The organism is Halopenitus salinus (genome assembly GCF_055397165.1).
This window is the reverse complement of sequence record NZ_AP043853.1, coordinates 969,241-990,424: the sequence shown is the minus strand read 5'-3', so window position 1 is coordinate 990,424 and position 21,184 is coordinate 969,241. Positions and strand designations below refer to the sequence as shown.

Sequence of the window (21,184 nt, the reverse complement as noted above, 5' to 3'; positions counted from 1 at the left end):
ACGGAGCTACTCGATGTGGCCTTCGCGGCGGAGCTGGTCGGCCGCCGACTCGTCGTAGCGCCACTCGACGTTCGCCTTCTCGTCCTGGAAGCTCCAGGGCTCCGCCAGCACGACGTCGTCCCGGTTGATCCAGTTTCGGTACTTCATTCGACCCGGGATCCGCCCCATCCGTTCGACGCCGTCCGCACACCGAAGCGTCACGCGGCTGTGTCCCAGCATCTCGGTCACGACCGCGAACACCTGATCGTCGTTGGGCATTCGGAGGTTCCGACGCCCGCTTTCCTCAGTCACACGCTGTATAGGCCGTCCCGACTGATAAGGTGTCGGATCCGGACGTCACGATCGCCGGAACTCATCGAGGGAATCGTGGGAGTGATCGGTAAAGCGATCGCGAAGTAACGATCTCGGAGTGTCGATCACGGAGAACGACCGTCGAGTGAACCGCGACGAGAAACGAGCATAGCGGGAAGTGGATTTGAACCACCGATCTCCGGGTTATGAGCCCGGCGGAATCTCCTGGCTATCCCATCCCGCTATCGGATCGAACACCGGTCCAACGGTTAAGGGTTGTGATTCGGCTGCCGTATGCGGGTTCACGCCGTGAAACGGCCGTCGGGGCGCTTATAAGCGGATGGGCCGGAAGCGGGCCGGACGACCCGGAGATGCGCGGATCGAACGGGCGGAGAACCGATCGTCACCGGTCCGTCGTCACCCGCCAGGTGAACAGGCTCTCCGCGACGTAGTTGACGAGCACCGACGTCCCGATCGCGATGGGCATCGTCACCACCGGCCAGACGTCGATCCCGGCCAGGTGGATCGCGACGTCGAGGTCCGTGAGCGTCCAGACGACCACGAACTGGACGGCGAGCCCGCCCGACCGGACGACGTTCGAGCGGACGAGCCGCCGGAGCTTGGCGCGGCGTCCCGCGGCGCCGTGGGCCTCGAACGTCCAGGCGTCGTTGATCAGAAACATCACGATGATCGCACACTCCGTGCCGACGACCTTCGCCCACTGCGGCTCGAGGACGGCCCCCAGCGTGAGGGCGGTGCTGATCGGCAGGTCGACGAGCGCGCCGAGCGCGCCCACGGAGAGGAACCTGCCGAACCGCGCGCCGCGTGCCAGCTCGCCGAGCGCGTCCCGGAGCGTCCTCATGGGGTCTCGTCCCTCATTCGATCAGGGTCTCCCAGTCCACACGTTCCAGTTTCACGCGCTCCCGTTTCACGCCCGCCTCGTCGACGGTCACGTCGGATCACGTCCGGGGCTCTCGTGTAGCCGTTCCGGAAGCGACGGTCCCGGATCGGAGGCGATCATCCGGTGGAGACGGCTTCCGGCGGCGATCCGCTCGCGATGTCTCGCCGTCAGGAGCCCCCGGAACATGCCGAGCGTGTCGCGGACCGGATCGACGGTCGATCCCGGCCTGTCCTCCCAGCGGATCGGCACCTCGAGCACGCGTGCGCCGTGTGCGCCGGCGAGCGCGACGAGTTCGATGTCCCAGGCGAACCCCGACTCGTAGACGTCGCCGCGCAGCCGACGCCAGGCGTCCGCGGTGATGGCCTTCGCGCCGCACTGGTAGTCGTAAAGCGGCGTCTCGAGCAGGCGCCGGGCCAGCCACGCGAACGCGTCGCCGAGCGCGCGCCGGAACACGGTCTGGTGGGATCCGACCGCGGAGTCCGGATGCCGCCGCGAGCCGACGGCCAGGTCCGCGGTTCCGTCCCGGACGGGCTCGATCACCCGCACGGCGGAGTCGACGGGCGTCGCCCCGTCGGCGTCGAGGAACGCGAGGACGTCCGTCGAGAGCGCCTCGAACCCGGCGGTGATGGCGGCCCCCTTCCCGCGTCGGCGCTCAGAGACGGAGACGACCGTCGCCGCCTCCGCTCCGTCGGTCGCATCGCGGAGCCGGTTTGTGACGCCGTGTTCGGGATCGTCGAGCTCGACCCGGATCGTCTCGGGGGAGAGGCCGCCGTCGATCGCCGCCACGTACGCCGACAGCCGGTCGACGTCCGGTCGAAAGGCGGGTATCACGACCCCGAGACTGCCGTCCATACCCATCGATACCGGGTCACCGATAGAAAAGCCGTGCGGCTCGCGGTCGCGTCGGTGGCTCGGCCCGAGCGGTTCGGGATCCGGGCGTGCGCCCCCGCGCTCTCGACCCGAAGACGTTTCAGCGTTCGCGCCGCTTCCGGTCCACATGGAGTACCTCCTCGTCGTCCGGTGGCTCCTCGCGTTCGCCGTCCTGGGGGGGATCGCGTATCCGCTCACGGCGCGGATCTTCCGGGGCTTTCCGGCCGGCGGGATCGGATTTTCGCCGGTCGTCGCGCTTGCCGTTTCGACGACGGTCGCGCTCTGGGTCGGCCGAGTGGCATACGGCGACTGGACCGCGTGGCTCGGCGTCGGCGCCCTCCTCCTCGTCTCGGCCGCCGCGCTTCCCGTCGGCGTCGACCGGAAGGCGCTCGTCGATCGTCGGATCGACGTCGGCGACCTTCGCGGGGTCGTCGACCTCGAGTGGATCACGGAGCGGACGACGGACCCGTCCGCGGCGACGTCATCGGCGGTCGTCTTCCTCGCGGCGTTCCTGTTCGTGGTCGCGATACGGGCCGCCGACCCGGCCGTCGTGCCCGTCGGCGGCGAGAAGTTCCTCGACTACGGGCTCCTCCGGTCGATCCTTCGCGCGGAGACGCTTCCGCCGACGGACGTCTGGTTCGCGGGCGAGCCGCTCACCTACTACTACGGCGGCCATCTCGCGGTCGCGCTCGTCGCCACCCTCACGGGCACGCCGCCCGCGTACGCGTACAACCTCGGTTTGGCGGGTGCCTACGCCTGTCTCGTCGCTGGCGCCTTCGATCTCGCCCGCGCGATCGCGGCGGATCGCGGACTCGCCGAACGCGGCGCCGCCCGTGCCGGCGCCCTCGCGGCCGTCCTCGTCGGGCTCGCGAGCAACCTCGTTCCGGCCATCGGGATCGCCTTGCGGACCCTTCCCGATCCGGCCGCTCGAACGCTCGCCGGCCTCGTCACGACCGGGGGGCCGGAGGCGGCAGAAACCCTGCTCGCCGATACAGCGCGGTTCCACTACTGGACGGCGAGCCGGGTGATCGACGGGACGATAAACGAGTTCCCGCTCTTCGCGTTCCTCAACGGCGACCTCCACGCACACATGCTCGGGGCGCCCTTCCTCCTGTTCGGGACGGCGGTCGCCTACGCCTACTGGCGAACGCCCCAGTCGTCGATCGCGCGGCGACGCGGCCTCCTCGTCGGCGTCGTGGTCCCGTTCCTCGGGACCCTCGCCGTGATCCACACCTGGGACCTCCCGACGCTGCTCGGGGTCTGCTGGCTCGCGCTCGCGTTCGCGCCGGCCTCGCCGGTGACGCTTCTTCCGGGAGGCGATCGTCTCCGCTCCGTGCTCCGCTCGCGTCTCGATTCGGGGCCGCTTCGCACCGAGATCGAACGTACGAGCGGCGCGCTCGCGGTCACGGTCGTCCTCGGCGCCCTCGGGTTCGTCCTCGCGGCGCCGTTTCTCCTGTCCGCCGGCGGCCAGCAGACGCCCGCCCTCGTGGATCCGGCCGATCGCTCCGCGCTCGGCGCGCTCGTTCGCGTCCACGGCGTCTTCCTCGCGGGGTTCCTCCTCTACCTGCTGGGGCGGTTCCCCTCCGGTCGGCTCCCCCTCGTCGGCGGGGTTCTCGCGCTCGCGGTGGCCGGCGTCCTCGTCGGAGTCCCCGCGGTCGCGCTCGTGGGACCGATCCTGGTGCTCGGCTGGGTCGCCTCGCGGACCGGTCGGGACGTGGGCTTCGAGACGACCCTGGTGCTCGCGGGTGCAGGGCTCGTCGGACTCGTCGAGTTCGTCCACCTCTCCGAGCTGGCCGGTCCGGGGAGGCTCAACACCGTCTTCAAGATCTACTTCAACGTGTGGGTCCTCTGGGGAGTCGCGCTCGGGGTGGTCCTCGCCCTCGCGTACGCGAGAGGATTCTCGGTGCCGGCCACCCGGTCGAAATCGGTCGCGCTCCTCGGCGGGGTCCGCGCCCGTCTGCCCGACCAACGCGCGGCGTCGCGCGTCGTCGTGGTGGTGCTCGTCGTGTCCGTCCTCCCGTACGCCGCGTTCGCGCTCGGCGGGCACTTCGCGGCCAACGACGCCGGTACCCTCGATGCGACCGCCCACCTCGAGGAGAACCGATCGGCCGAGGCGGCCGGGATCCGGTGGCTTGACGCGCACGCGACCCGCGAGGACGTCCTGCTCGCCGCGCCGGGGGCGACCCGGTCCCCGGAGGGGCTCGCGGAGCATCCCGGCGAACCGGGGCCCTACACCTGGGAGGCGAACCCGGCCTCCTCGTTCACCGGCATCCCGACGGTCGCGGGATGGGACCACCAGGTCGGCTATCGCGGGACCGAGGCCTACTACGGCCGCGTCGCGGACGTCGACCGCGCCTACGCCGGATCCGACGCCGAGCGCGTGGCCGTCCTCCGCGAGTACGACGTCCGGTACGTCTGGGTCGGACCGGGCGAGCGTGCCCGCTACGGCGAGGACGTTTCGATCGGCGATCTCCGGGGCGTCGAGATCGCCTTCGAGACCGACGGCGTCCGAATCTATCGCGTCGATCACGACCGACTGGCGGCGTGACCGCGGGGGCGACCGATTCCGTTCGGCTCGCGAGGGTCCGACCTGTCTGTCGCTCGTGCGAGTTCGAGCCGCCGATCGGCTCGCGGGAGTTCGAACGGTTCAACTCGGGGGGGGCCGATGGGCCGGTATGGGAACGCCGCTCGAGAGCAGGGAGGACCAGGTCGCCGAGGTTCTCGATCGACTGTCGGAGGAGTATCCGGACTCGAGCATCTCGTTGCGCTACTCGAACCGCCTCGAGCTGCTCATCGCCGTGATCCTCTCCGCACAGTGTACGGACGAGCGGGTCAACGCCGTCTGTGCGGACCTCTTCGAGAAGTACGAGGACGCCGCCGACTACGCCGAGGCCGACCAGGAGGAGCTGGCCGAGGACATCTCCTCCATCACCTACTACAACAACAAGGCCAGCTACATCCGGTCCGCGTGCCGGGACATCATCGAGGAGCACGACGGTGAGGTCCCCGACACGATGTCGGAGCTCACGGAGCTGGCCGGCGTCGGGCGCAAGACCGCGAACGTGGTGTTACAACACGGCCACGACGTCGTCGAGGGGATCGTCGTCGACACGCACGTCCAGCGGATCTCCCGGCGGCTCGGGATCACGGAGGAGGAGACGCCGGAGCGGATCGAGGAGGACCTGATGGAGATCGTTCCTCGCGGCCGGTGGCAGGCGTTCACCCACCTGTTCATCGATCACGGACGCGCCCGGTGTACCGCGCGAAACCCCGACTGCTCGGACTGCGTGCTGGAGGACGTCTGTCCGTCCTCGAAGCTCGACTCCGAGGTGGACCTCGCGAGCGGCGAGGTGTGGTCGTGATCGCGGACGTAGCGTCCCTCCATCCTTAGAGGAGATGGAGGGTCACGAGCCGGTAGAGCCCGGTGAGCCACGCGCAGATCCAGAGGATCGTGTACCCGAAGACGCCGACGCGAAGCCGCGTCCGCCAGTGTCCCATGTTCTCGTGGAGGTCGTCGAGGTCGACGTCCCGGTCGGGATCCGCATACAGGTCCGCGTCGCGTTTCGCCTCGTAGATCCTGTAGATCCCCGTCAACGCGAAGGTCAACAGCGCGTACGCCTGAATCCCGAAGAACGCGTGGATCACGGCGGCGCCCGTGAGCTGATCGAACAGCCGCGGGATCATCCAGGTCACCATCGGCACCGTGGTCAACACGAGTCCGGTCACGACGAACCGCAGGTGGTAGACGAGGAGGTCCCAGGTGACGACGTCCGCGTCGATCATCACCCACGCCCCGTAGAGGAAAAACGGGAGGCTCGCGGTCACACAGACCGCGACCGCGATCGCCACGTACGCGGACTCGACCATGGTCGGACGTTCGCCGCGCACACCGCTAAAGGGTCCCGATCGCCCGTTCCGTTCCCACGATCCGGGAACGCCGGCGGTTTCGGGCCCGATCGGATGTCGACGGGACGAAAGTCTAACACCCGCGGCGGTACTACTCCCGACAATGACCGATTCCGCCGGCACGTCCGAGGACGGTCGGTCCCCCGCTTCCGCCTCCGCTGACGGTCGATCCGCGTCCGACGATCGATCCGGGGATCGAGAACCTTCGACGGCGTCCGGGGCGTCATCCGAGCCCTCCGGGGAGTCGTCCCGAACGTCCACCGAACCAGGGCCGTCCGACTCCGAGGACGGAGACGACCCCGATCTCGAGGCTCTGAGACGGGAGGTCGACGAGAAGTACGACTTCGATGAGTTCGGTCCCGCCGACATGGCACGGATGAACGCCGAGGAGTGGGACGCCGCCTTCGATCCCGATACGTGGATCACCGGCGAGCGCCTCCTCGAGCGCCTGGAGGCCGAGATCAAGGATCGGATCGCGAAACGCGAGATCTTCGGAACGGTGGAGCGCGTGACGGACGCGGGCGCGGACGAGGACGGTGACGGAGAGGGGGACGAGGATGGCGACGACGAGCGGATCGTCGTCTACTCCGACGAGGGGTACGCGGTCGTTCGTTCCAACGGCGACGTTCGCGGACAGGGAACGGTCCTCCGCGACGTGGAGCCGCTCGTCGCGCTCTGCTCGATGGAGTCCTTCGAGGTCGCGGAGCCACCGTCGAACTGGTCGCTTCCGAATCCCGAGGACGTCTCCGGCGGGTCGAGCGAGCTCGGCAACCAGATGATGCAGGTCGTCGCGGGCGTCCAGCTCGTCGCCGCCGTCCTGCTCTTCGGCGCGTGGCTGCTCTCGGATCTGGACACGCTCGTTGCGCCCGCGATGGGACTCGTCTTCCTGTTCGGGGCGCTGTTTCTGTTCTCGACGGTCGCGAACGCCCGGCTCTCCGACCGGTTTCGGTCGGCGGAGTACCGCGACCGGCTCCGGGCGCTCGAGGAGGCGAAACGACGCCCGGGCCTCCCCGAGATCGTCTCCGAAAACGAGCAGTCCGGGTCGTCGAATGCGGATCGATCGGACGCCGAGTGAGGGCCGGCCGGCCGACGAGCGCGAAACGTTCGGACGTCGAATATCGGTCGTTCGGCTGCCGAGTTCGACCCCGCCGATCGGGGCCGATGAACCGTCTCGCTCGCGATCTCGTGGGGACTCGATCGCTCCCGTCGATCGACTATAGTCGGTGGGTTTAAGCGCGCGCCGATCTGACTTCGATCCGTATGAAACGGCGGGAGTTTATGCGCACGGCCGGCGGCTCGGCGGCCGCGGCCACGGCCGCAACCGCGGCGACCGGCTCGGCCGCCGCCCAGGAGGACGGCGGGGGAGGGGGCGCCGAGGTACGGCCCGTGTGGCCCTCGGCGGTCGAGAGCGGGAACCTCGGTACCTACCTCGACGCTCGCGGCCAGGACGAGGTGACGATCTCGGTGGGGGCCGGCGACGGCTTGGCGTTCGGCCCGACGAAGGTGTGGGTCGACCCCGGAACGACCGTGATCTGGGAGTGGACGGGCAACGGCGGCGACCACAACGTACACGCCGTCGAGGGTCCCGCGTCGTTCGAGAGCCAGATCACGGGCGAGGGTGGATTCACCTTCGAGTACGAGACGTCCGAGGAGGACGCCGGCATCACCCACTACCAGTGTGACCCCCACGCTCAGGTCGGCATGCACGCCGGCCTGGCCGTCGGCGAGGACATCGAAACCGAGGAGGTCGGCGGCGCCAACACCGGGTGGCCCGAGAGCGTCCACGACATCGGCGTTCCGCTGCACGCCCACTGGGTCGGACTCGTTTCCGGCGTCGCGATCACGTTGACCCTCGCGTTCACGTTCTACGTGCTCAAATACGGCGAGTCCGCACACTCCGGACATGGAGGGGGCCGATGAGCTCGAACGGGTCCTCCTACGGCGACATCCACCGGTACGAGCCGGCACGCGAGAGCACCGCCGCCGCGATCGCGATCGTCCTCTTGACGATCATCGAAGTCGTCTTCGTGTTCCTGTTCGTCTACGGTCTCATGTTCGGATGGGCGACCACCGAGTTCGGCAACATGTTCCTCGGCGGGCTGCTCGCGTTGGTCTTCATCGACCTCGCGTTCGTCCTCGCGTTGTACCGCAAGGAGTTCCTCCCCGACGTGATGGTCGTCAAGAAGCGACGTCGCAAGTGGGAGGACCTCTACGTCCGCGAGGAGGACGTCGAGGGCGAGTCGCTCGCGGACCCGGAGGACGCATGGGAGACGGTCAAACGCGCGGTCTACCCCTACTACAAGCGGTAACGAACGACCAATGAGCCTCGAAAAAAAGGACGAATTCGACCACGACGCCTGGCTCGAACGCAAGGACCTCACGGTCATCGAGTCGACGTTCCTGACGGCGCTTATCTGGATGGACAAGCGGCTTCGGATCGTCGATTATCTGGAGCTGCTCGAGACGCTTTATTACCGCGTCAACCTCCAGATGCCGAAGAGCCACACCGAACAGTACGATCTGGACAACAAGTTCTGGTACTGGTATCCCCTGTACTCGCTTGGGTCCCTCTCGATAATCGCCTACCTCGTCGCCGCGGTCTCCGGCGCGTTGTTGGGGTTCTACTACTCGCCGTCGACGGCGGGTGCGGCCGCGACCGGCGACCCGACCGCCGCGTGGCTGTCGATCGACGCGATCATGAAGGACCTGCAGTTCGGGCTCATGCTCCGGTCGATCCACCGCTGGGCCGCCCAGTTCATGGTCGCCGCGGTCTTCCTCCACATGCTCCGGGTCTACTTCACCGGCGCCTACAAGGAGCCGCGCGAGGTCAACTGGGTCCTCGGCGTCGTCCTCATCATGTTGACCCTGCTGTTCGGGTATACCGGCTACCTGCTCCCCTGGAAGCAGCTGTCCTTCTGGGCCGGCCAGATCGGCGTCGAGATGGCGCTTGCGACGCCCATCATCGGCGAGTGGGCCGCACAGCTACTGTTCGGCGGGTTCACCCTCGGACAGGCAACGCTCGTTCGGATGTACATCCTGCACGTCTTCCTGTTGCCGTTCATCGTGACCGCGCTCATCGCGCTTCACGTCGGCATCGTCTGGGTGCAGGGCATCGCGGAACCGCACTGAACCAATGACCGAAGACACCTCATCGACCGACCGAGACGACCGCGACGACCGCGACGACCGCGACGATCGCGGACCGGCGATGGCTGACGGCGGCGCCACGGAGGGCGGCGAGCCTCGAACGGACGGCGGTCCGCCGGCGACCGTCCCGCCGGACGACGAAACGCCGACCTGGAGCGAGCGCAAGGAGCGCAGCCAGGGACTCTCGCGGCTCACCTACGAGTACTTCGAGCGCTCGCGCCGCGAGGACCAGGACCTCAGACAGGAGTCGACCTACGTCGAACGCGACGTGCTCGGCTTTCCGGCCTGGCCCCACGAGACGATCCGGAACCTGGCGATCACGAGCTTCTTCGTCGGGATCATCATCCTCGTCTCCGCGACGATGCCGGCCCACTTCGGGGAGCCCGCCAACCCGAGTTCGACGCCGTCGATCATCCTGCCCGACTGGTACCTCTACTGGTCGTTCGGGCTGTTGAAGCTCAACCCGATCAACCCCGAGCTGTCGGTGCTGGGCGGCCGCAAGGTGATGTCCCACGAGTTCTTCGGCATCGTCGCCCACGGGATCATCATCGGCGTCGTCGCGCTCGTTCCCTTCCTCAACAAGGGGAACGCTCGCCGCCCCGTCGAGCAGCCGTTCTGGTCGGCCGTCGGCGTCACCGGCGCCGTGTTGTCGGTGACGCTCGCCGCGCTCGCGATCCAGAACTTCTTCCCCGTCGAGCTCGAGCTCCTGTTCACGCTCTGTTTCGTCCTGCCGGCGCTCTCGGGCGTGATCACCTACGCGGTGCTCAAGACGATGCGGGAGGGGTACATGTACGACCTCAACAAGCGGTACTACCGGCTTCGACCGCCGAAGTGACGGCCTCCGGGTTCGAACCCCGATCCGTCGCCTCGCCTTGCCTCGATCCGTCCGTCGACTCGAGATCCGATCCGCCTCGACCCGATCCGCCTCGATTCACCCCGTTTCCCGTATCCGAACCACATGGTCACCGATCGTTCCGCCGACGACGATCCACGAGACGACGAGGAGCCCGTCCGCGGGACGGACGCGACGGGCGATCCGGTCCCGAAATCCGAACGCTCCGAGCCCGATCTCGAACCCACCGGCCCCAACGTGGGACCGGGCGGGAGGGAGATCGTCGTCCCGCTGCGGCTCTACAAGACGATCACCGTCTTTTCGACGCTCATCGCGGTCGTCACCTTCGTGTTCGGCTTCGTGTTGATCGACGCGGCGACGCTGCAGGTGAGCCTCCTGCGTTCGGCGATCGCCGGGGTGCTCGGTGCCGTCGGCCTCTCCCTCTCCGAGGGCGTTCTCACCGCCGTGCTCGCGCTCTCGGGCGTGTGCTCCATCCTCCTCGGCTCCGCCATCTACGTGCTCGGCACGCGGTTTCGCGCCCAGGGAATGGGAAAGCCTCAAGAGGACTCCGACGAAGATTAGATCGATGGCCGACGAGTTCATGAAGGGTCTGTCCCTGTCGATGGTCGGAGCCCTCGGGTGGTTCATCTTCGCCGGGTGGTACCGCACACCGGAGTACTACGCCATCCAGCAGCTGACCGTCCAGGCGCCCGAACCGAACAACGTCTATCAGGCGATCGGGATCTTCGCCAGCGACGCGTTCCTGTGGCTCATGATCCTCGGGCCGGTGACCTACTGGATCCTGATCCCGATCTTCCGGGAGCTCCGCCGCAGCATGACCGAAGAAGCCTCGAGCTGAACGCGTTCTCCGGTCCGAATCGCCCGAAACGTAGCACGTTCGTTCTTCCCTTTCCCCTTTCCGTCCGTTCTCCGCTACGGCCAACAGCCACAGCCGCGTGCTCGCGGCCCATCGCTCGTCTCGGTTCCATCTCTCCGGCTCGGTTTCGTCCCGCGACGCGTTCGTCGATCGGTCCGTGATGGGGACGTCGCGCCCGCAGTCCGTCCCGGGAGGGTCGCGGGGGCGTCCGCCTCTCGGTGCGTGGCGTCGACGTCGACGGACGGGCTCGCTGGCGACACCGGCCACGGCGGTTCGCCGGTGTGTTCGACCTCGATCCGAGGACACAGAGAATGTGAGGACGGGACGTGAGGACGGACGGGACGTGAGAACGGACGGGACACGATACGGAATCGTCGCCACGGACTCGGCCCCACGAAAAGAAGATCGAAACGGGGCGCCCGCGAACGCCCGCCCCGGTGGCCCCTACGCGAACAGGCCCGACCAGAACGTCGCGTTGAGCGCGTGCAGCACGTAGTAGATCGCGTAGATCAACACGAGCGAGGAGGCCGCGATCGTGCTCTTCGGCTTTTCGATCTCCATCTCGTTTCGCGCCTCGACGTTTCGCGCCTCGTGCTCGAAGAGGTCCGCCACGAGGATGGTCACGGCGATCACGGAGATGATCGCGCCGCCGGTGGGGTTGATGAGCGTGAACAGGAAGCTGACGAGCACCAGTCCGAAGTTGGTGAACACGTGCGGGAGATACTGGTCCACGCTGTCCGAGTCCGCGGCTTGCTCGACGTGTTTCGTGTGCGCGCGGTGGCGCGTCGCGACGTTCGCCACCGCCAGCGTCAGGATGGCGAACGGGATCGCCGGGCCGACGACCGACAGCCAGCCGAGCGGGACGAGGAACTGCAGTGGGTCCATATTGGTACCTGGGACTACGACTCTTTAGAGTTTTTCCAATCCCGCCTCGGAGTCCGCGGGAGCGGGTACCACGATCCGGACTTGGTCGTCGACGACGATCGAGACGGGCTCGTCGGTTTCGACCCTGCGACGCTCCTCGTCGTCGATCACGAGCGAGACCGGCTCCTCGTCGCGTTCCACGGAGAGCGTCACCGGACTCCGGAGCACCCACGTGTCGGTTCGCGTCGAGAACGGCGCGATCGGAACGACGACCAGCCCGGTGCCGGGCGACGACACCGGCCCGCCGGCGCGCCGTGCGTAGCCCGTGCTCCCGATCGGCGTCGCCACCGTGACGGCGTCCGCCCGGAACGTCCCGTGGTCCTCGCCGTCACTTCGAACCCCGTATTCGGAGATCCGCGCCGGCTCGCTCGTCACGAGGGTGACGTCGAACAGCGCGCTGTCGACGGGCTCTCCGTCCACGGACACCGCGAGGAGCGGGTGTTCGACGGTCGAGAGTCCGGCGTGCCCCTCACCGTCGGCGATCCGATCGAGGGCGTCCGCGATCCCCTCGATGTCGACCGCGTATCGCGATCCTCCGTCCGGGAATCCGACCGACTGCGGGTCGTGTTGGCCGTCGGACGGGTCCTCGTCGAGTTCGACGGCGACGATCGGCGCTTCGGGCGCCTTGCGGGCCGCCTCCACGAGCCCGCGTTCGCCGACCGCGAGCACGACGTCCGCTCGCTCCGGGTCGACGCGCTCTATCGCGATCGCCGCGGGCGCGTCCCCACGAGACGCGCCCGCCTCGGAGGCGATCGCCTCGAGATCGACGGCCGCGACGGCGCGGTCCCCGCCGACGATCGCCACCCGCGTTCGCGATCCTGCCATGGGCGTTCTGGTGCGGGCTGGCTCAAAAACCTCCCGACACGACGAGGAAGCGTACCGCGATCGTCGGGCGACCGCGGACCTGCGCGGTAGTGATCGAACGGTCGGGTGAGCGTTCGCACGGTCGGCGGGGTGATCGCACAGTCGAGCGATGGTGATCGCCTTTATGCTCCGCGACGACGCGTGACACAACGACGATGCGCTACTACGAGGACATCGACGTCGGCTCGAAACAGGACCTCGGCAGCTACACGGTCCCGAAAGCCGAGATGACGGACTTTGCGGAACGGTACGATCCACAGCCGATCCACCTCGACGAGGAGCTGGCTGCGGAGACGATCCACGGCGGACTGATCGCAAGCGGCTGGTACACGGCGAGCGTCTGTATGCGACTCCTCGTCGACGGCTTCCTCGAGGACAGCTCCGCGGTCGGCGCCTTCGGCGTCGACGAGCTTCGGTGGCGGACGCCGGTCCGCGCCGGCGATACGATCGACGCCGAACACCGGATCCTCGATGCGACGGAGTCGACGACCCGTGACGACCGCGGATACATCGAGGGCGAGTTGACGGCGCACAACCAGGACGGCGAGGAGGTCATCGAGTGGCGCGCGACGAGCATCTTCCTGCGACGTCCGTGAGTGTCCTGCGTCGCCTGAAGCACCGTTCGAGGAAACCCTACCTACCCGTGAGGAGTCGATTCAAGGCCGTCGCCCGGTGGGTCCCGTGGGCCTCTCCGATGAGACGGAACTCGCCGTCGTACTCGGGCGTCCTTACACGTCCGCAGGCGGCCACTGAGAGAGACGTGGCCGGTCGTTCTCCCACGCTATCACCTCGAGAATCGACGCCACGAGCGAGAGCCGTTGCTCGAGCACGTTCACCGGATGGTTGTCGTGGAACACGGCCGGTTTTCGGGCGACCGTCTCGTCACGATGGTCGAGTTGGAAATGACACTTCCCGAGGTCGGGATGCGTTTCGTCCTGGTGCCACCCGAACGAGTAACACCCTTCCCCGTCGATCCACTGTATCTCGTAGTGATCGTACCCGGTGTCATTCGGGAAGTCGAATTTGACGCGGAGTTCGACCGTCCCCGAGGGATGTGGATCGCCCAGTAGGTGTTCGGGAGCGATCGTCGCACGGACTTCGTGTCGGCGGATGGCACTCGGGGCGTACCGGACGTCGCGGCATCCGCCCTGGTTGCCCAGCCACCTCCGAATCTCGCCGTGAGCCGTGTGCTGGTCGAGCAAACACCGGTGGGCGAGAAAGAGGAACAGCGACGCCATCGATCACTGTGCCATTCCGGTCGGCCGGGGACCGGATTCGACATCGGTGACGCTTTCGAGATCGTCGTACAGGGAGAGCGCGTGGTCGACGAGCCGGATCGTCTCCCGGGAGCGCTCCCACCGGCGGATGACTGTATTTCGCTCGCGAACCTCGTCGCTCGAGAGATCCACGTCCGTCACCGAGTCCTCCAGTTCACTCGGGGAGTCCACGTCGTAGGTGTCTTGCCACGCTTCGATCTGTTCTCGGATCTCCGCGACCTCGCTCCGTAGTTCGTCCTTGGTGTGCTCGGCCGTGAGTTCTTCCACGCGGTCGAGATAGCGACGTCGATAGTCGGGACCGTACCGGTACCGCGTCTCGCTCCCGCTGTCGTCCTCGATGCGTTTGATCCGTCCGTACTCGACGAGTCGCTCGAGTTCGTCCTTCGTGGTGTCCCACGACGCGACGTCGGCTTCGTTTTTGATCCAATTGACCGACCGGGACCGAGTAAGCGAGAGCGCGATCTTTCGGACGCGTTCTCTAGTCCCGATCCCCTCTGTCCACGAGTCCATGATGTGTCCCGTGGTGAAATACGAGATGGGTTCTATTATAATTTGGGCTAGACCAGAATATAATGGATCATTTATATGTAGCCGGGCCTTGTTTCCGGGCATCCAAGGCGGTCCGCGGACGTTTCGTCCGGGGACGTTCCCGGCTCACAGAGGAACAAGGAGGAAGCCCACGGCTGAAGCCGTGGGAGGTATCCGACGTCGTCAGTACGTGTAGGCGTAGACGTGGTTCAAAAGGAGGTAGGTCACCACCCCGAGCACGAGCGAGAGGAGCCATGACCCTGCCGCGATCCGACCGACTCGAGCGTGTGGCGTCTCGGTCCGCAGCTCCCGTTCGGTGTGGGTGAGCCCGAGGACGATCGCGTAGATGACGATGGGGACCGCCAGTATCGAGAGGATGATGTGGATCGCCAGCATCGCGAGGTAGACGATCGTGACGAGTTCGGGCCCGTCGAAGCGCTTCGTTCCGCCGCCGGCCACGCGGGGGACGTAGATCCCGAGGAAGGAGACGATCAACACGAACGAGGCGACCATCGCCCTGCGGTGTCCCTCGACGTCCCCGTTTCGGATCCGGTACCAGCCGACCGACAGCGTCACGATCGTGATCGAGTTGACGACGGCGATCGCGTGGGTGAGGAGGTCGATCGTCGACCGCGAGAGGTCCGGGAACAGCGACTCGACGGCGGGGACGAGAAAGACCCCGAGAACCACGGCGTACCCGACGACCGAACACAGCGCGGTGAGGGCCTTCGGGTGCTCCTTCGCTCGACGCCGGAGGCTGAGCGGGACTGCCATGTCGATCGATCGACGCGGCGCGGTAATGCGTCTTTGGGTCGCGGATCGGGATTCGATCGGTCCCTCGGACACCTCGGACGATCCCGGTCGCTTTGACACCTCAGATTATCCCGGTCGCCGTGGCCACCTCGATCGCGGCCTCCTCCGTGACGCCGCCCGAGAGGATCGTGTACCGGTCCCGGATCTCGTGGGCGGTGGTCACCGCCTCGATGAACTCCGCGTCAGTCACCCCCAGTTCCTCCGCGGTCGTCGGGGCGTCGATGCTCGCGAGCGCGTCGCGGATCGAGCGCCACTCGCCCTCCTCGCCGCCGTGGAGGTACTCCGTGAGTATCGACGCCACGCCGGCCTGGTGGCCGTGGAGCGCCTTCCCGGGCGCGACGCGGTCGAGCTGGTGGGAGATGAGGTGTTCGGCGCCCGAGGCCGGACGCGAGGAGCCGGCGATGGACATGGCGACGCCCGAGGAGACGAGCGCCTTCGCGACGATCCACGACGACTCCTCGAGGCCCGGCTTGATCGAGTCGGCGTTGGCGACGAGCAGCTCCGCCGTCATCTCCGAGAGCGCGCCGGCGTACTCGGAGTACTCGACGTTGCGGAGCCGCCGTGCGAGCCGCCAGTCCTTGACGGCGGTGTAGTTCGAGATGATGTCCGCACAGCCCGCGGTCGTGAGCTCCCAGGGCGCGTCCGCGAGCAGCTCCGTGTCCGCGATCACCGCGAGCGGCGGGTCGGCGGCCACGGAGTGGCGAGTGTCGCCCTCGGGGATCGACGAGCGTCCGGAGACGATACCGTCGTGGGAGGCCGCCGTCGGCACCGAGACGAAGCCGATGCCGAGGTGCTCCGCGGCCATCTTGGCCGTGTCGATCGGCTTGCCGCCGCCGAGGGCGAGCAGGAACGTCGGGTCGACCTCCTCCGCCACCTCGATCACGTTCTCGACCGCCTCGAAGGAGGCCTCCTCGACCACGGTCGTCGCCGGGTCGTCGAACTGCGCGCGAACGCGGTCGCCGGCCAACTCGTTCGGCGTGGGGCTCGTCACCACGAGCGGCCGCCCGGGGAGATACAGGTCGTCGACGGCGGCCCCCAGATCCTCGAGGACTCCGTGGCCGAGCAGCACGCTCCGGGGCAGCTTGATCCACGTCGACTTCTCGAACATGGACGGACCTCACCGGCGAGACAAAAAGGTGTTACCGCTTCGATGCGGCGTGTCTCCGACGGTTCATCCGACGACGCCGGCGAAAAACGACCCCGCGTCATAGAGGAAGTAGACGCCGAACCCGGCCAAGACGGCCGCGGAGCCGACCGCGACGATCGGCGCCAGCCGCTCGATCCGGCGCTCGGCGAACACGATCGACGCCGGAAAGCCCGTGATCCACGCGCCGATCCCCGCGAAGAAGCCGACGACGAGCGCGGGCGATCCGGTCGCAACGACGAACGTGCCGGACAGGTCCCCGCCGACGACCGGGACCCACGAGAGGACGTCGAGGGTTCCCGGCCGGAGCAGTCCGACGCCGACGGTGAGCCAAAAGAGGACCTGGTAGGGGTTGCTCAACGCGAGCACGAACGCCTTCCGGAACCCCTTGCCGCCCGTCCGCTCCGCGATCGCTCCCTCGCCGGCGTCGTTGCCGTCGGTCTCGCCCCCGCTCTCGGAGGAGTTGCTTCCGGGGCGACTGCCGCCGGGTCGAAACGACGCGCGCACGCCGTTCGCGGCCCCGTAGGCGAAATACAGCATCAAGACCCCGCCCACGCCCACCATCGTCGCCCGCAACGTCGGCAGCGACTCGACGACCGAGACGACGCCGAGGTACGCGAGGACGAAGAAGACCGCGTCGGCGCTGGCGGCCCCGAGGCCAGCCTTGAAGCCCGCGTTCCAGCCACGCCAGGCGGCTTCCTCCGCGATGATCGCGTTCATCGGTCCCGGCGGCGCGGCCAGCGCCAGCCCGAAGACCACGCCGGCGAGGAGGGTGATCGGCCCGTTCACGCTCCGTGTGAGCACGGCTGCCGTGAAAAACTCGACGATGGCGGCGTCCCGATGATCATGGATCCGCCGTGGGAACCCCTCGGTGATCGATCCGGCGTCCGCGTCGGGAACCGTGTCGACGGACCGCGAACCGTCACCCCTTATTGGTCCGCCCGCGTTCCTCCGACGATGACCGTCCCCTGCGTCGCCGTCGAGCGGGAGCGTGGCGAGGAGGTCCGCCGCCGGCTGGCCGAGGCGGGGGCGCTCGCCGGCGAGTACGAGATCGCCGTCGAGGACGGTCGGATCTACCTGCCGGTCACTGCCCGCGAGGACGTTCCGCCGTCGCTTCGTGGTTCCGTCGTCGATCGCGACCCCGATCGGCGCGAGACCCCGACCACGCCCGCGGACCTCCTGGACTTCGAGCCCTCGATCGAGCGGCTCGGCGAGGTCGTGATCCTCGACGAGGACGATCCGGAGCGCGCCGCCGGGATCGCACGCGCCGTGATGGACTCCGACGTTCCCTGCGAGACGGTCGTGAACCGGGCCTCCCCGATCGAGGGCGAGCTTCGCGTCCGTCGCTGGGACGTCCTCGCCGGCGACGGCACCGAGACGGTCCACCGCGAGTACGGCCACGAGTTCGCGCTCGACATCGCCGAGGTGTACTTCTCGCCGCGGCTCGCGACCGAGCGCCACCGCGTGGCGGAACAGGTCGAGGCGGACGAACGCGCCTTCGACATGTTCGCGGGCGTCGGCCCCTACGCGGTCCCGATGGCCGCACGCGGCGCCGAAGTGGTCGCCTGCGATCTGAACGAACGCGCGATCGCGTACCTCCGCGAGAACGCGGAGCGAAACGGCGTCGAGGACCGTATCACCCCGATCCACGGCGACGTTCGCGAGATCGCGGCCGACTGGACCGGCTGGGCCGACCGGATCGTGATGAACCTGCCTCACTCCGCTGACGAGTTCCTCGAGACTGCGGTCGCGCTCGCCGGCGACGACTGTCTGATCCACTACTACGACATCCAACACGAGGACGACCCCTTCGGCCCCGGCCGCGCGGCGATCAACGAGGCCGCCGGCGACGACTACGACGTGACCGTCGAGACCGAACACGTCGTTCGATCCTACGCGCCCCACGAGTACAACGTTTGTCTGGACGTTCGGCTGACGCGTCGGTGAGGTGTAACTGGGTGACGAGGGAGCGGTCCCACCGCCCGTGTGACGTGGTGGCCCGCGGCGTCGTATCGGGGTTTCGGAAGGCTTATTTTACTCATCCGGGTAGACGAAACCGGACGCGCCGGAGTAGCTCAGCTGGCAGAGCGATTCCTTCGTAAGGAATAGGTCGAGGGTTCAAATCCCTCCTCCGGCTTTCCTGCCGAACGTAGTGAGGCTGACAGCCGAGAGAGGAATTTGGATCAGGGAGGAGCTTTGCTCCGACCGTGGTCCACGATCTCTTCCCTGGATCCTCTCGGAACGTCGGCCGTGATCGACGCGAGAAGCGGAAATCACCCCTCGAACTGGCGTGAATCCTCCTGCCGCACGTCGACGAAGTGATGGCGGGTCGCGTCCCCGATGTCGCCGGCGAACGTGCTTCCCCCGTCGTCGCCGTAGACCTCCTCGGCTGCACGGAGGTCGTGATCCCCGAGGCGATCCACCACGCCGTCCGGGACCGTCGCGTCGGTGTCGGCCGGCTCGTCGCCGACGTCAACGATCACGAGCCGGTCGGCGAAACTCCGCGCCGGAAACGCGTCGGCGATCGCCTCGTGTTCTCGAAGCTCGCTCGATAGCTGGCGAAGTTCGGCCTTTCGCTCGCTCATTGGGCGTCCTATGTCTTCGGTTCCCAAATGGGCGCGTGCGAACGTATTCGCCGCCGAACGTCGCCTCGCGGGTACCCGATCGATGGGGACGTTTCACGTCCCGGTCGATGCACGGTTCCACCCTCCCGATCCCCACCCCGAATCGCTTCGTCCCAAACCCCATTTGTTCACGGCGGGAACTCCCGCGGGATGGCGACGGACATCGATCTGCGAGACGACGGGGAATCGGACCGCCGTGAGAGCCTCTTCGATGCGATCGACGGGGCCGATCCCGGCGACACGCTCGCGATCACGGCCGACGGGGACGTCGACGTCCACCTGGTCCGCTATCAGATCGAGCGTGACCGCAGGCTGGCCTGGGAGCACGCGGATCCCGATACGGAGCCTCGCGAACTCGACGTGACCGTCGGGGAGCCGCTCGCGGATGACGCGCTCGCGACGATCGACGTCCGCGATCTGACGCCCCAGCGGCGACACGAGGTCCTCCTCGATCTCTTCGAGGAGTTGCCCGCGGGCGAGGAATTCGTGCTGGTCAACGACCACGACCCGAAGCCGCTGTACCACGAGCTTCGATCGATGCATGGCGACGTGATCGACTGGGAGTACGCGAGCCGTGACGCGGGTGAGTGGCGCGTCGAGATACGCAGGAACGCCGACTCCAAGGGCGTCGGCTCTGAGGACGTCGGCTCCGAGGAGGCCAACAGAGGGGCCGCCACCGACGACGTCATCACCCGGTACGACGTCCGCGAGATCCCCAAACAGGAACGCCATCCCACGATCCACCACCGCTACGGCATGATCCCCGAGGGAGGAATCATGGAGATCGTCGCTGCCCACGAACCGCGTCCCCTCCATCGGGAGTTCGAACGGCAGTACGGCGACTCGTTCTCTTGGGAGGTCGTGGAGTCCGAACCCGGACGCTGTCGCGTCCAGATCACGAAGTCCCCCGGTGTCGGTGGCCACGACGTCGACGGCCGAACCGGCGATGACCGCCACGGCGGCGACCGTGACGAACATCGCGGCGACGACGATGGAGACGATCGCGACGGCGACGCGACCCAGACGACGACCTCACCAACCGACGAGGAGGCGCTCGACGTGATCAAAGAGTTCGACGTCAGGGATCTCCCCCCGGCGCAACGCCACGAGCAGATCTTCGACGCCTACGACGAGTTGGAGACGGGAACGGGGTTCGTGCTGGTCAACGACCACGACCCCAAGCCGCTGTACCACCAGTTCGAGGCCGAAGCCGGCCCGGCGTTCCGGTGGGAGTACCGCAAGCGTGACGCCGGCGAGTTCAGGGTGCTGATCGCGAAGGCCGCGACGGACGAGCCCGACGACGCCGCGAGCAGCGAGCCGGAAGCGCCGTTTTGACGCATCGTCCGACCGTATACTTGCGTCTTCAGGCGCAGGAGGAGATCAAAGACGACGGCGCCACCCCGACCGGACCGGATTCGGTCGGATCGGAACTCCGTCGTGTGCAGGCGCTCACACCTCGTGGAGGTCGACGTATCGGTGGAGAAGGAGCCACACGCCGACCGCGAGCGCGGCGCCGAGCGCGTTCACGGCCATGTCCACGACCGCGAACGTGCGGTCGGGCAGGGGTCGCTGGACCACTTCGATCGCGATCCCGTAGCCCCACGTCGCGAGGAACGTGGTGACGTTTTGGGTCGCGATCGACGCCGATCGGCCGTAGAGCGCGTACCCGATCGAGCCGCCGAGGCCCGTGTACGCCATGAGGTGAAGCCACGTCGAGTACGGGAGCATGCCGAACGGCCCCATCTCGATCGCACCGGATCCAGGCGGGGCGAACACGGAGTAGTACCCGATCACGCTCGCGACGATCACGACGCCGGCGAGGCGGAGTCGGTCCGGAAGCAAGGGGATCCGCAGTCGACTCACGGGACGTCCACCATACAGGGGGTCGTTCGGTCGAGGCACAAAACGGTTCGTGATCGACGGGCGAGTGGGTGAGCGAGGGAGACCCCACCGCCTCAAGTGTTCTTGACGACGGAAGGCCGGCTCGAGCGATCCTCCAGCGGTGGCGATACGCCTCCACCCACGAAACGTTTGCGGGGATCAACGACGCGGAGGGCCCACCGTAGCCCGGATCTTTGGCGACACGCTTTTTTCATTGCTTGTCGAACGCTGTTGGCAACGATCACTCCGCATCGGAGCTGGGAGGACAGCCCCTACGTTGCCCAGCTGCGGGGCTCACTCGAGTA

General features: G+C 67.5%; 25 protein-coding genes and 2 tRNA genes. 13 read left to right on the top strand and 14 right to left on the bottom strand.

Going from position 1 to position 21,184, the window contains the following annotated elements:
• Nucleotides 1–6 precede the first annotated feature (6 nt).
• The 4 genes from eif1A to ACZ5YD_RS06755 all read right to left on the bottom strand — a co-directional run bounded on the left by eif1A (nucleotide 7) and on the right by ACZ5YD_RS06755 (nucleotide 2,044).
• The gene (eif1A, locus tag ACZ5YD_RS06770) at nucleotides 7–291 is read right to left on the bottom strand and encodes a translation initiation factor eIF-1A (protein ID WP_379738675.1); all 285 of its coding nucleotides are present in this window, start codon (nucleotides 289–291) and stop codon (nucleotides 7–9) included.
• Nucleotides 292–460: 169 nt separating this feature from the next.
• Nucleotides 461–535, bottom strand: a tRNA-Met gene (locus tag ACZ5YD_RS06765).
• A gap of 159 nt (nucleotides 536–694) precedes the next feature.
• Nucleotides 695–1,153: a GtrA family protein gene (locus ACZ5YD_RS06760; RefSeq protein ID WP_379738673.1), complete on the bottom strand. Its 459-nt coding sequence runs from the start codon at nucleotides 1,151–1,153 to the stop codon at nucleotides 695–697.
• Between the two features lie 87 nt (nucleotides 1,154–1,240).
• On the bottom strand, nucleotides 1,241–2,044 hold the full coding sequence (locus ACZ5YD_RS06755) for a glycosyltransferase (protein WP_379738671.1): 804 nt from the start codon (nucleotides 2,042–2,044) through the stop codon (nucleotides 1,241–1,243).
• Between the two features lie 145 nt (nucleotides 2,045–2,189).
• Between ACZ5YD_RS06755 and ACZ5YD_RS06750 the strand changes: the two genes are divergently transcribed.
• Both ACZ5YD_RS06750 and nth read left to right on the top strand, forming a co-directional pair.
• Nucleotides 2,190–4,610 (top strand): DUF2298 domain-containing protein, encoded by a 2,421-nt coding sequence (locus tag ACZ5YD_RS06750; RefSeq protein WP_379738669.1) that lies wholly within the window; start codon nucleotides 2,190–2,192, stop codon nucleotides 4,608–4,610.
• Nucleotides 4,611–4,737: 127 nt separating this feature from the next.
• Nucleotides 4,738–5,424 carry an endonuclease III gene (gene nth, locus ACZ5YD_RS06745; RefSeq protein WP_379738667.1) on the top strand — a complete coding sequence of 229 codons (687 nt, stop codon included), beginning with the start codon at nucleotides 4,738–4,740 and terminating at the stop codon, nucleotides 5,422–5,424.
• Between the two features lie 25 nt (nucleotides 5,425–5,449).
• Here the strand turns inward: nth and ACZ5YD_RS06740 are convergent, their stop codons facing one another.
• Complete coding sequence (locus ACZ5YD_RS06740) at nucleotides 5,450–5,929, bottom strand: DUF7321 family protein (RefSeq protein WP_379738666.1); 480 nt, start codon at nucleotides 5,927–5,929, stop codon at nucleotides 5,450–5,452.
• A 142-nt stretch (nucleotides 5,930–6,071) separates the two neighbouring features.
• Between ACZ5YD_RS06740 and ACZ5YD_RS06735 the strand changes: the two genes are divergently transcribed.
• From ACZ5YD_RS06735 to ACZ5YD_RS06705, 7 genes are all read left to right on the top strand, one after another.
• A complete protein-coding gene (locus ACZ5YD_RS06735; RefSeq protein WP_379738664.1) occupies nucleotides 6,072–7,043 on the top strand; it encodes a DUF7319 domain-containing protein in 972 nt (323 codons plus the stop codon).
• Between the two features lie 185 nt (nucleotides 7,044–7,228).
• The gene (locus tag ACZ5YD_RS06730; protein WP_379738662.1) at nucleotides 7,229–7,888 is read left to right on the top strand and encodes a plastocyanin/azurin family copper-binding protein; all 660 of its coding nucleotides are present in this window, start codon (nucleotides 7,229–7,231) and stop codon (nucleotides 7,886–7,888) included.
• Nucleotides 7,885–8,277, top strand: coding sequence for a DUF7318 family protein (locus tag ACZ5YD_RS06725; RefSeq protein WP_379738660.1), 393 nt, complete (start codon nucleotides 7,885–7,887; stop codon nucleotides 8,275–8,277). The genes ACZ5YD_RS06730 and ACZ5YD_RS06725 overlap by 4 nt, the downstream gene beginning before the upstream one ends.
• Nucleotides 8,278–8,287: 10 nt before the next feature.
• Nucleotides 8,288–9,097: a cytochrome b gene (locus tag ACZ5YD_RS06720; protein WP_379738658.1), complete on the top strand. Its 810-nt coding sequence runs from the start codon at nucleotides 8,288–8,290 to the stop codon at nucleotides 9,095–9,097.
• Nucleotides 9,098–9,176: 79 nt separating this feature from the next.
• The gene (locus ACZ5YD_RS06715) at nucleotides 9,177–9,950 is read left to right on the top strand and encodes a cytochrome b family protein (protein WP_379739219.1); all 774 of its coding nucleotides are present in this window, start codon (nucleotides 9,177–9,179) and stop codon (nucleotides 9,948–9,950) included.
• Nucleotides 9,951–10,073: 123 nt separating this feature from the next.
• On the top strand, nucleotides 10,074–10,529 hold the full coding sequence (locus ACZ5YD_RS06710; protein ID WP_379738656.1) for a DUF7315 family membrane protein: 456 nt from the start codon (nucleotides 10,074–10,076) through the stop codon (nucleotides 10,527–10,529).
• A 4-nt stretch (nucleotides 10,530–10,533) separates the two neighbouring features.
• Nucleotides 10,534–10,806 (top strand): DUF7314 family protein, encoded by a 273-nt coding sequence (locus ACZ5YD_RS06705; RefSeq protein WP_379738654.1) that lies wholly within the window; start codon nucleotides 10,534–10,536, stop codon nucleotides 10,804–10,806.
• A 462-nt stretch (nucleotides 10,807–11,268) separates the two neighbouring features.
• Here ACZ5YD_RS06705 and ACZ5YD_RS06700 read toward each other — a convergent pair whose 3' ends face one another.
• Nucleotides 11,269–11,709 carry a DUF7313 family protein gene (locus ACZ5YD_RS06700; RefSeq protein ID WP_379738652.1) on the bottom strand — a complete coding sequence of 147 codons (441 nt, stop codon included), beginning with the start codon at nucleotides 11,707–11,709 and terminating at the stop codon, nucleotides 11,269–11,271.
• A 24-nt stretch (nucleotides 11,710–11,733) separates the two neighbouring features.
• Entirely contained in the window at nucleotides 11,734–12,573 is an 840-nt protein-coding gene (locus ACZ5YD_RS06695; RefSeq protein WP_379738650.1) for an NAD(+)/NADH kinase, read from the bottom strand.
• Nucleotides 12,574–12,767: 194 nt separating this feature from the next.
• On the opposite strand from ACZ5YD_RS06695, the gene ACZ5YD_RS06690 reads away from it, so the two are divergent.
• Nucleotides 12,768–13,208, top strand: coding sequence for a MaoC family dehydratase (locus ACZ5YD_RS06690; protein ID WP_379738648.1), 441 nt, complete (start codon nucleotides 12,768–12,770; stop codon nucleotides 13,206–13,208).
• Between the two features lie 132 nt (nucleotides 13,209–13,340).
• Here ACZ5YD_RS06690 and ACZ5YD_RS06685 read toward each other — a convergent pair whose 3' ends face one another.
• The 5 genes from ACZ5YD_RS06685 to ACZ5YD_RS06665 form a co-directional block, all read right to left on the bottom strand.
• Nucleotides 13,341–13,850, bottom strand: a complete 510-nt coding sequence (locus tag ACZ5YD_RS06685) for a hypothetical protein (RefSeq protein ID WP_379738647.1) — start codon at nucleotides 13,848–13,850, stop codon at nucleotides 13,341–13,343.
• Between the two features lie 3 nt (nucleotides 13,851–13,853).
• Nucleotides 13,854–14,399, bottom strand: a complete 546-nt coding sequence (locus ACZ5YD_RS06680; RefSeq protein ID WP_379738645.1) for a DUF7342 family protein — start codon at nucleotides 14,397–14,399, stop codon at nucleotides 13,854–13,856.
• 201 nt (nucleotides 14,400–14,600) lie between these two features.
• Nucleotides 14,601–15,191 carry a DUF420 domain-containing protein gene (locus ACZ5YD_RS06675; protein WP_379738643.1) on the bottom strand — a complete coding sequence of 197 codons (591 nt, stop codon included), beginning with the start codon at nucleotides 15,189–15,191 and terminating at the stop codon, nucleotides 14,601–14,603.
• A gap of 100 nt (nucleotides 15,192–15,291) precedes the next feature.
• Complete coding sequence (locus tag ACZ5YD_RS06670; RefSeq protein ID WP_379738641.1) at nucleotides 15,292–16,338, bottom strand: NAD(P)-dependent glycerol-1-phosphate dehydrogenase; 1,047 nt, start codon at nucleotides 16,336–16,338, stop codon at nucleotides 15,292–15,294.
• A 63-nt stretch (nucleotides 16,339–16,401) separates the two neighbouring features.
• On the bottom strand, nucleotides 16,402–17,163 hold the full coding sequence (locus tag ACZ5YD_RS06665) for a LysE family translocator (protein WP_379738639.1): 762 nt from the start codon (nucleotides 17,161–17,163) through the stop codon (nucleotides 16,402–16,404).
• 168 nt (nucleotides 17,164–17,331) lie between these two features.
• On the opposite strand from ACZ5YD_RS06665, the gene ACZ5YD_RS06660 reads away from it, so the two are divergent.
• Entirely contained in the window at nucleotides 17,332–18,321 is a 990-nt protein-coding gene (locus tag ACZ5YD_RS06660) for a class I SAM-dependent methyltransferase (protein ID WP_379738637.1), read from the top strand.
• A gap of 117 nt (nucleotides 18,322–18,438) precedes the next feature.
• Nucleotides 18,439–18,511, top strand: a tRNA-Thr gene (locus ACZ5YD_RS06655).
• A 136-nt stretch (nucleotides 18,512–18,647) separates the two neighbouring features.
• Here the strand turns inward: ACZ5YD_RS06655 and ACZ5YD_RS06650 are convergent.
• Nucleotides 18,648–18,959, bottom strand: coding sequence for a bL17 family ribosomal protein (locus ACZ5YD_RS06650; protein WP_379738635.1), 312 nt, complete (start codon nucleotides 18,957–18,959; stop codon nucleotides 18,648–18,650).
• A gap of 189 nt (nucleotides 18,960–19,148) precedes the next feature.
• Here ACZ5YD_RS06650 and ACZ5YD_RS06645 point away from each other — a divergent pair, with 189 nt between their 5' ends.
• On the top strand, nucleotides 19,149–20,333 hold the full coding sequence (locus tag ACZ5YD_RS06645; RefSeq protein ID WP_379738633.1) for a DUF2249 domain-containing protein: 1,185 nt from the start codon (nucleotides 19,149–19,151) through the stop codon (nucleotides 20,331–20,333).
• 114 nt (nucleotides 20,334–20,447) lie between these two features.
• Here the strand turns inward: ACZ5YD_RS06645 and ACZ5YD_RS06640 are convergent, their stop codons facing one another.
• The gene (locus ACZ5YD_RS06640; RefSeq protein WP_379738631.1) at nucleotides 20,448–20,861 is read right to left on the bottom strand and encodes a VanZ family protein; all 414 of its coding nucleotides are present in this window, start codon (nucleotides 20,859–20,861) and stop codon (nucleotides 20,448–20,450) included.
• Between the last annotated feature and the right edge of the window lie 323 nt (nucleotides 20,862–21,184).

What these genes read in the sequence shown, in the direction of transcription:
- ACZ5YD_RS06700 (WP_379738652.1), bottom strand. Translation starts at nt 11,709, where the DNA reads ATGGACCCACTGCAGTTCCTCGTCCCGCTCGGCTGGCTGTCGGTCGTC.
- ACZ5YD_RS06760 (WP_379738673.1), bottom strand. Translation starts at nt 1,153, where the DNA reads ATGAGGACGCTCCGGGACGCGCTCGGCGAGCTGGCACGCGGCGCGCGG.
- ACZ5YD_RS06740 (WP_379738666.1), bottom strand. Translation starts at nt 5,929, where the DNA reads ATGGTCGAGTCCGCGTACGTGGCGATCGCGGTCGCGGTCTGTGTGACC.
- ACZ5YD_RS06695 (WP_379738650.1), bottom strand. Translation starts at nt 12,573, where the DNA reads ATGGCAGGATCGCGAACGCGGGTGGCGATCGTCGGCGGGGACCGCGCC.
- ACZ5YD_RS06710 (WP_379738656.1), top strand. Translation starts at nt 10,074, where the DNA reads ATGGTCACCGATCGTTCCGCCGACGACGATCCACGAGACGACGAGGAG.
- ACZ5YD_RS06735 (WP_379738664.1), top strand. Translation starts at nt 6,072, where the DNA reads ATGACCGATTCCGCCGGCACGTCCGAGGACGGTCGGTCCCCCGCTTCC.
- ACZ5YD_RS06720 (WP_379738658.1), top strand. Translation starts at nt 8,288, where the DNA reads ATGAGCCTCGAAAAAAAGGACGAATTCGACCACGACGCCTGGCTCGAA.
- ACZ5YD_RS06675 (WP_379738643.1), bottom strand. Translation starts at nt 15,191, where the DNA reads ATGGCAGTCCCGCTCAGCCTCCGGCGTCGAGCGAAGGAGCACCCGAAG.
- nth (WP_379738667.1), top strand. Translation starts at nt 4,738, where the DNA reads ATGGGAACGCCGCTCGAGAGCAGGGAGGACCAGGTCGCCGAGGTTCTC.
- ACZ5YD_RS06715 (WP_379739219.1), top strand. Translation starts at nt 9,177, where the DNA reads ATGGCTGACGGCGGCGCCACGGAGGGCGGCGAGCCTCGAACGGACGGC.
- ACZ5YD_RS06690 (WP_379738648.1), top strand. Translation starts at nt 12,768, where the DNA reads ATGCGCTACTACGAGGACATCGACGTCGGCTCGAAACAGGACCTCGGC.
- ACZ5YD_RS06755 (WP_379738671.1), bottom strand. Translation starts at nt 2,044, where the DNA reads ATGGACGGCAGTCTCGGGGTCGTGATACCCGCCTTTCGACCGGACGTC.
- ACZ5YD_RS06705 (WP_379738654.1), top strand. Translation starts at nt 10,534, where the DNA reads ATGGCCGACGAGTTCATGAAGGGTCTGTCCCTGTCGATGGTCGGAGCC.
- ACZ5YD_RS06685 (WP_379738647.1), bottom strand. Translation starts at nt 13,850, where the DNA reads ATGGCGTCGCTGTTCCTCTTTCTCGCCCACCGGTGTTTGCTCGACCAG.
- ACZ5YD_RS06650 (WP_379738635.1), bottom strand. Translation starts at nt 18,959, where the DNA reads ATGAGCGAGCGAAAGGCCGAACTTCGCCAGCTATCGAGCGAGCTTCGA.
- ACZ5YD_RS06750 (WP_379738669.1), top strand. Translation starts at nt 2,190, where the DNA reads ATGGAGTACCTCCTCGTCGTCCGGTGGCTCCTCGCGTTCGCCGTCCTG.
- ACZ5YD_RS06645 (WP_379738633.1), top strand. Translation starts at nt 19,149, where the DNA reads ATGGCGACGGACATCGATCTGCGAGACGACGGGGAATCGGACCGCCGT.
- ACZ5YD_RS06730 (WP_379738662.1), top strand. Translation starts at nt 7,229, where the DNA reads ATGAAACGGCGGGAGTTTATGCGCACGGCCGGCGGCTCGGCGGCCGCG.
- ACZ5YD_RS06725 (WP_379738660.1), top strand. Translation starts at nt 7,885, where the DNA reads ATGAGCTCGAACGGGTCCTCCTACGGCGACATCCACCGGTACGAGCCG.
- ACZ5YD_RS06680 (WP_379738645.1), bottom strand. Translation starts at nt 14,399, where the DNA reads ATGGACTCGTGGACAGAGGGGATCGGGACTAGAGAACGCGTCCGAAAG.
- ACZ5YD_RS06660 (WP_379738637.1), top strand. Translation starts at nt 17,332, where the DNA reads ATGACCGTCCCCTGCGTCGCCGTCGAGCGGGAGCGTGGCGAGGAGGTC.
- ACZ5YD_RS06670 (WP_379738641.1), bottom strand. Translation starts at nt 16,338, where the DNA reads ATGTTCGAGAAGTCGACGTGGATCAAGCTGCCCCGGAGCGTGCTGCTC.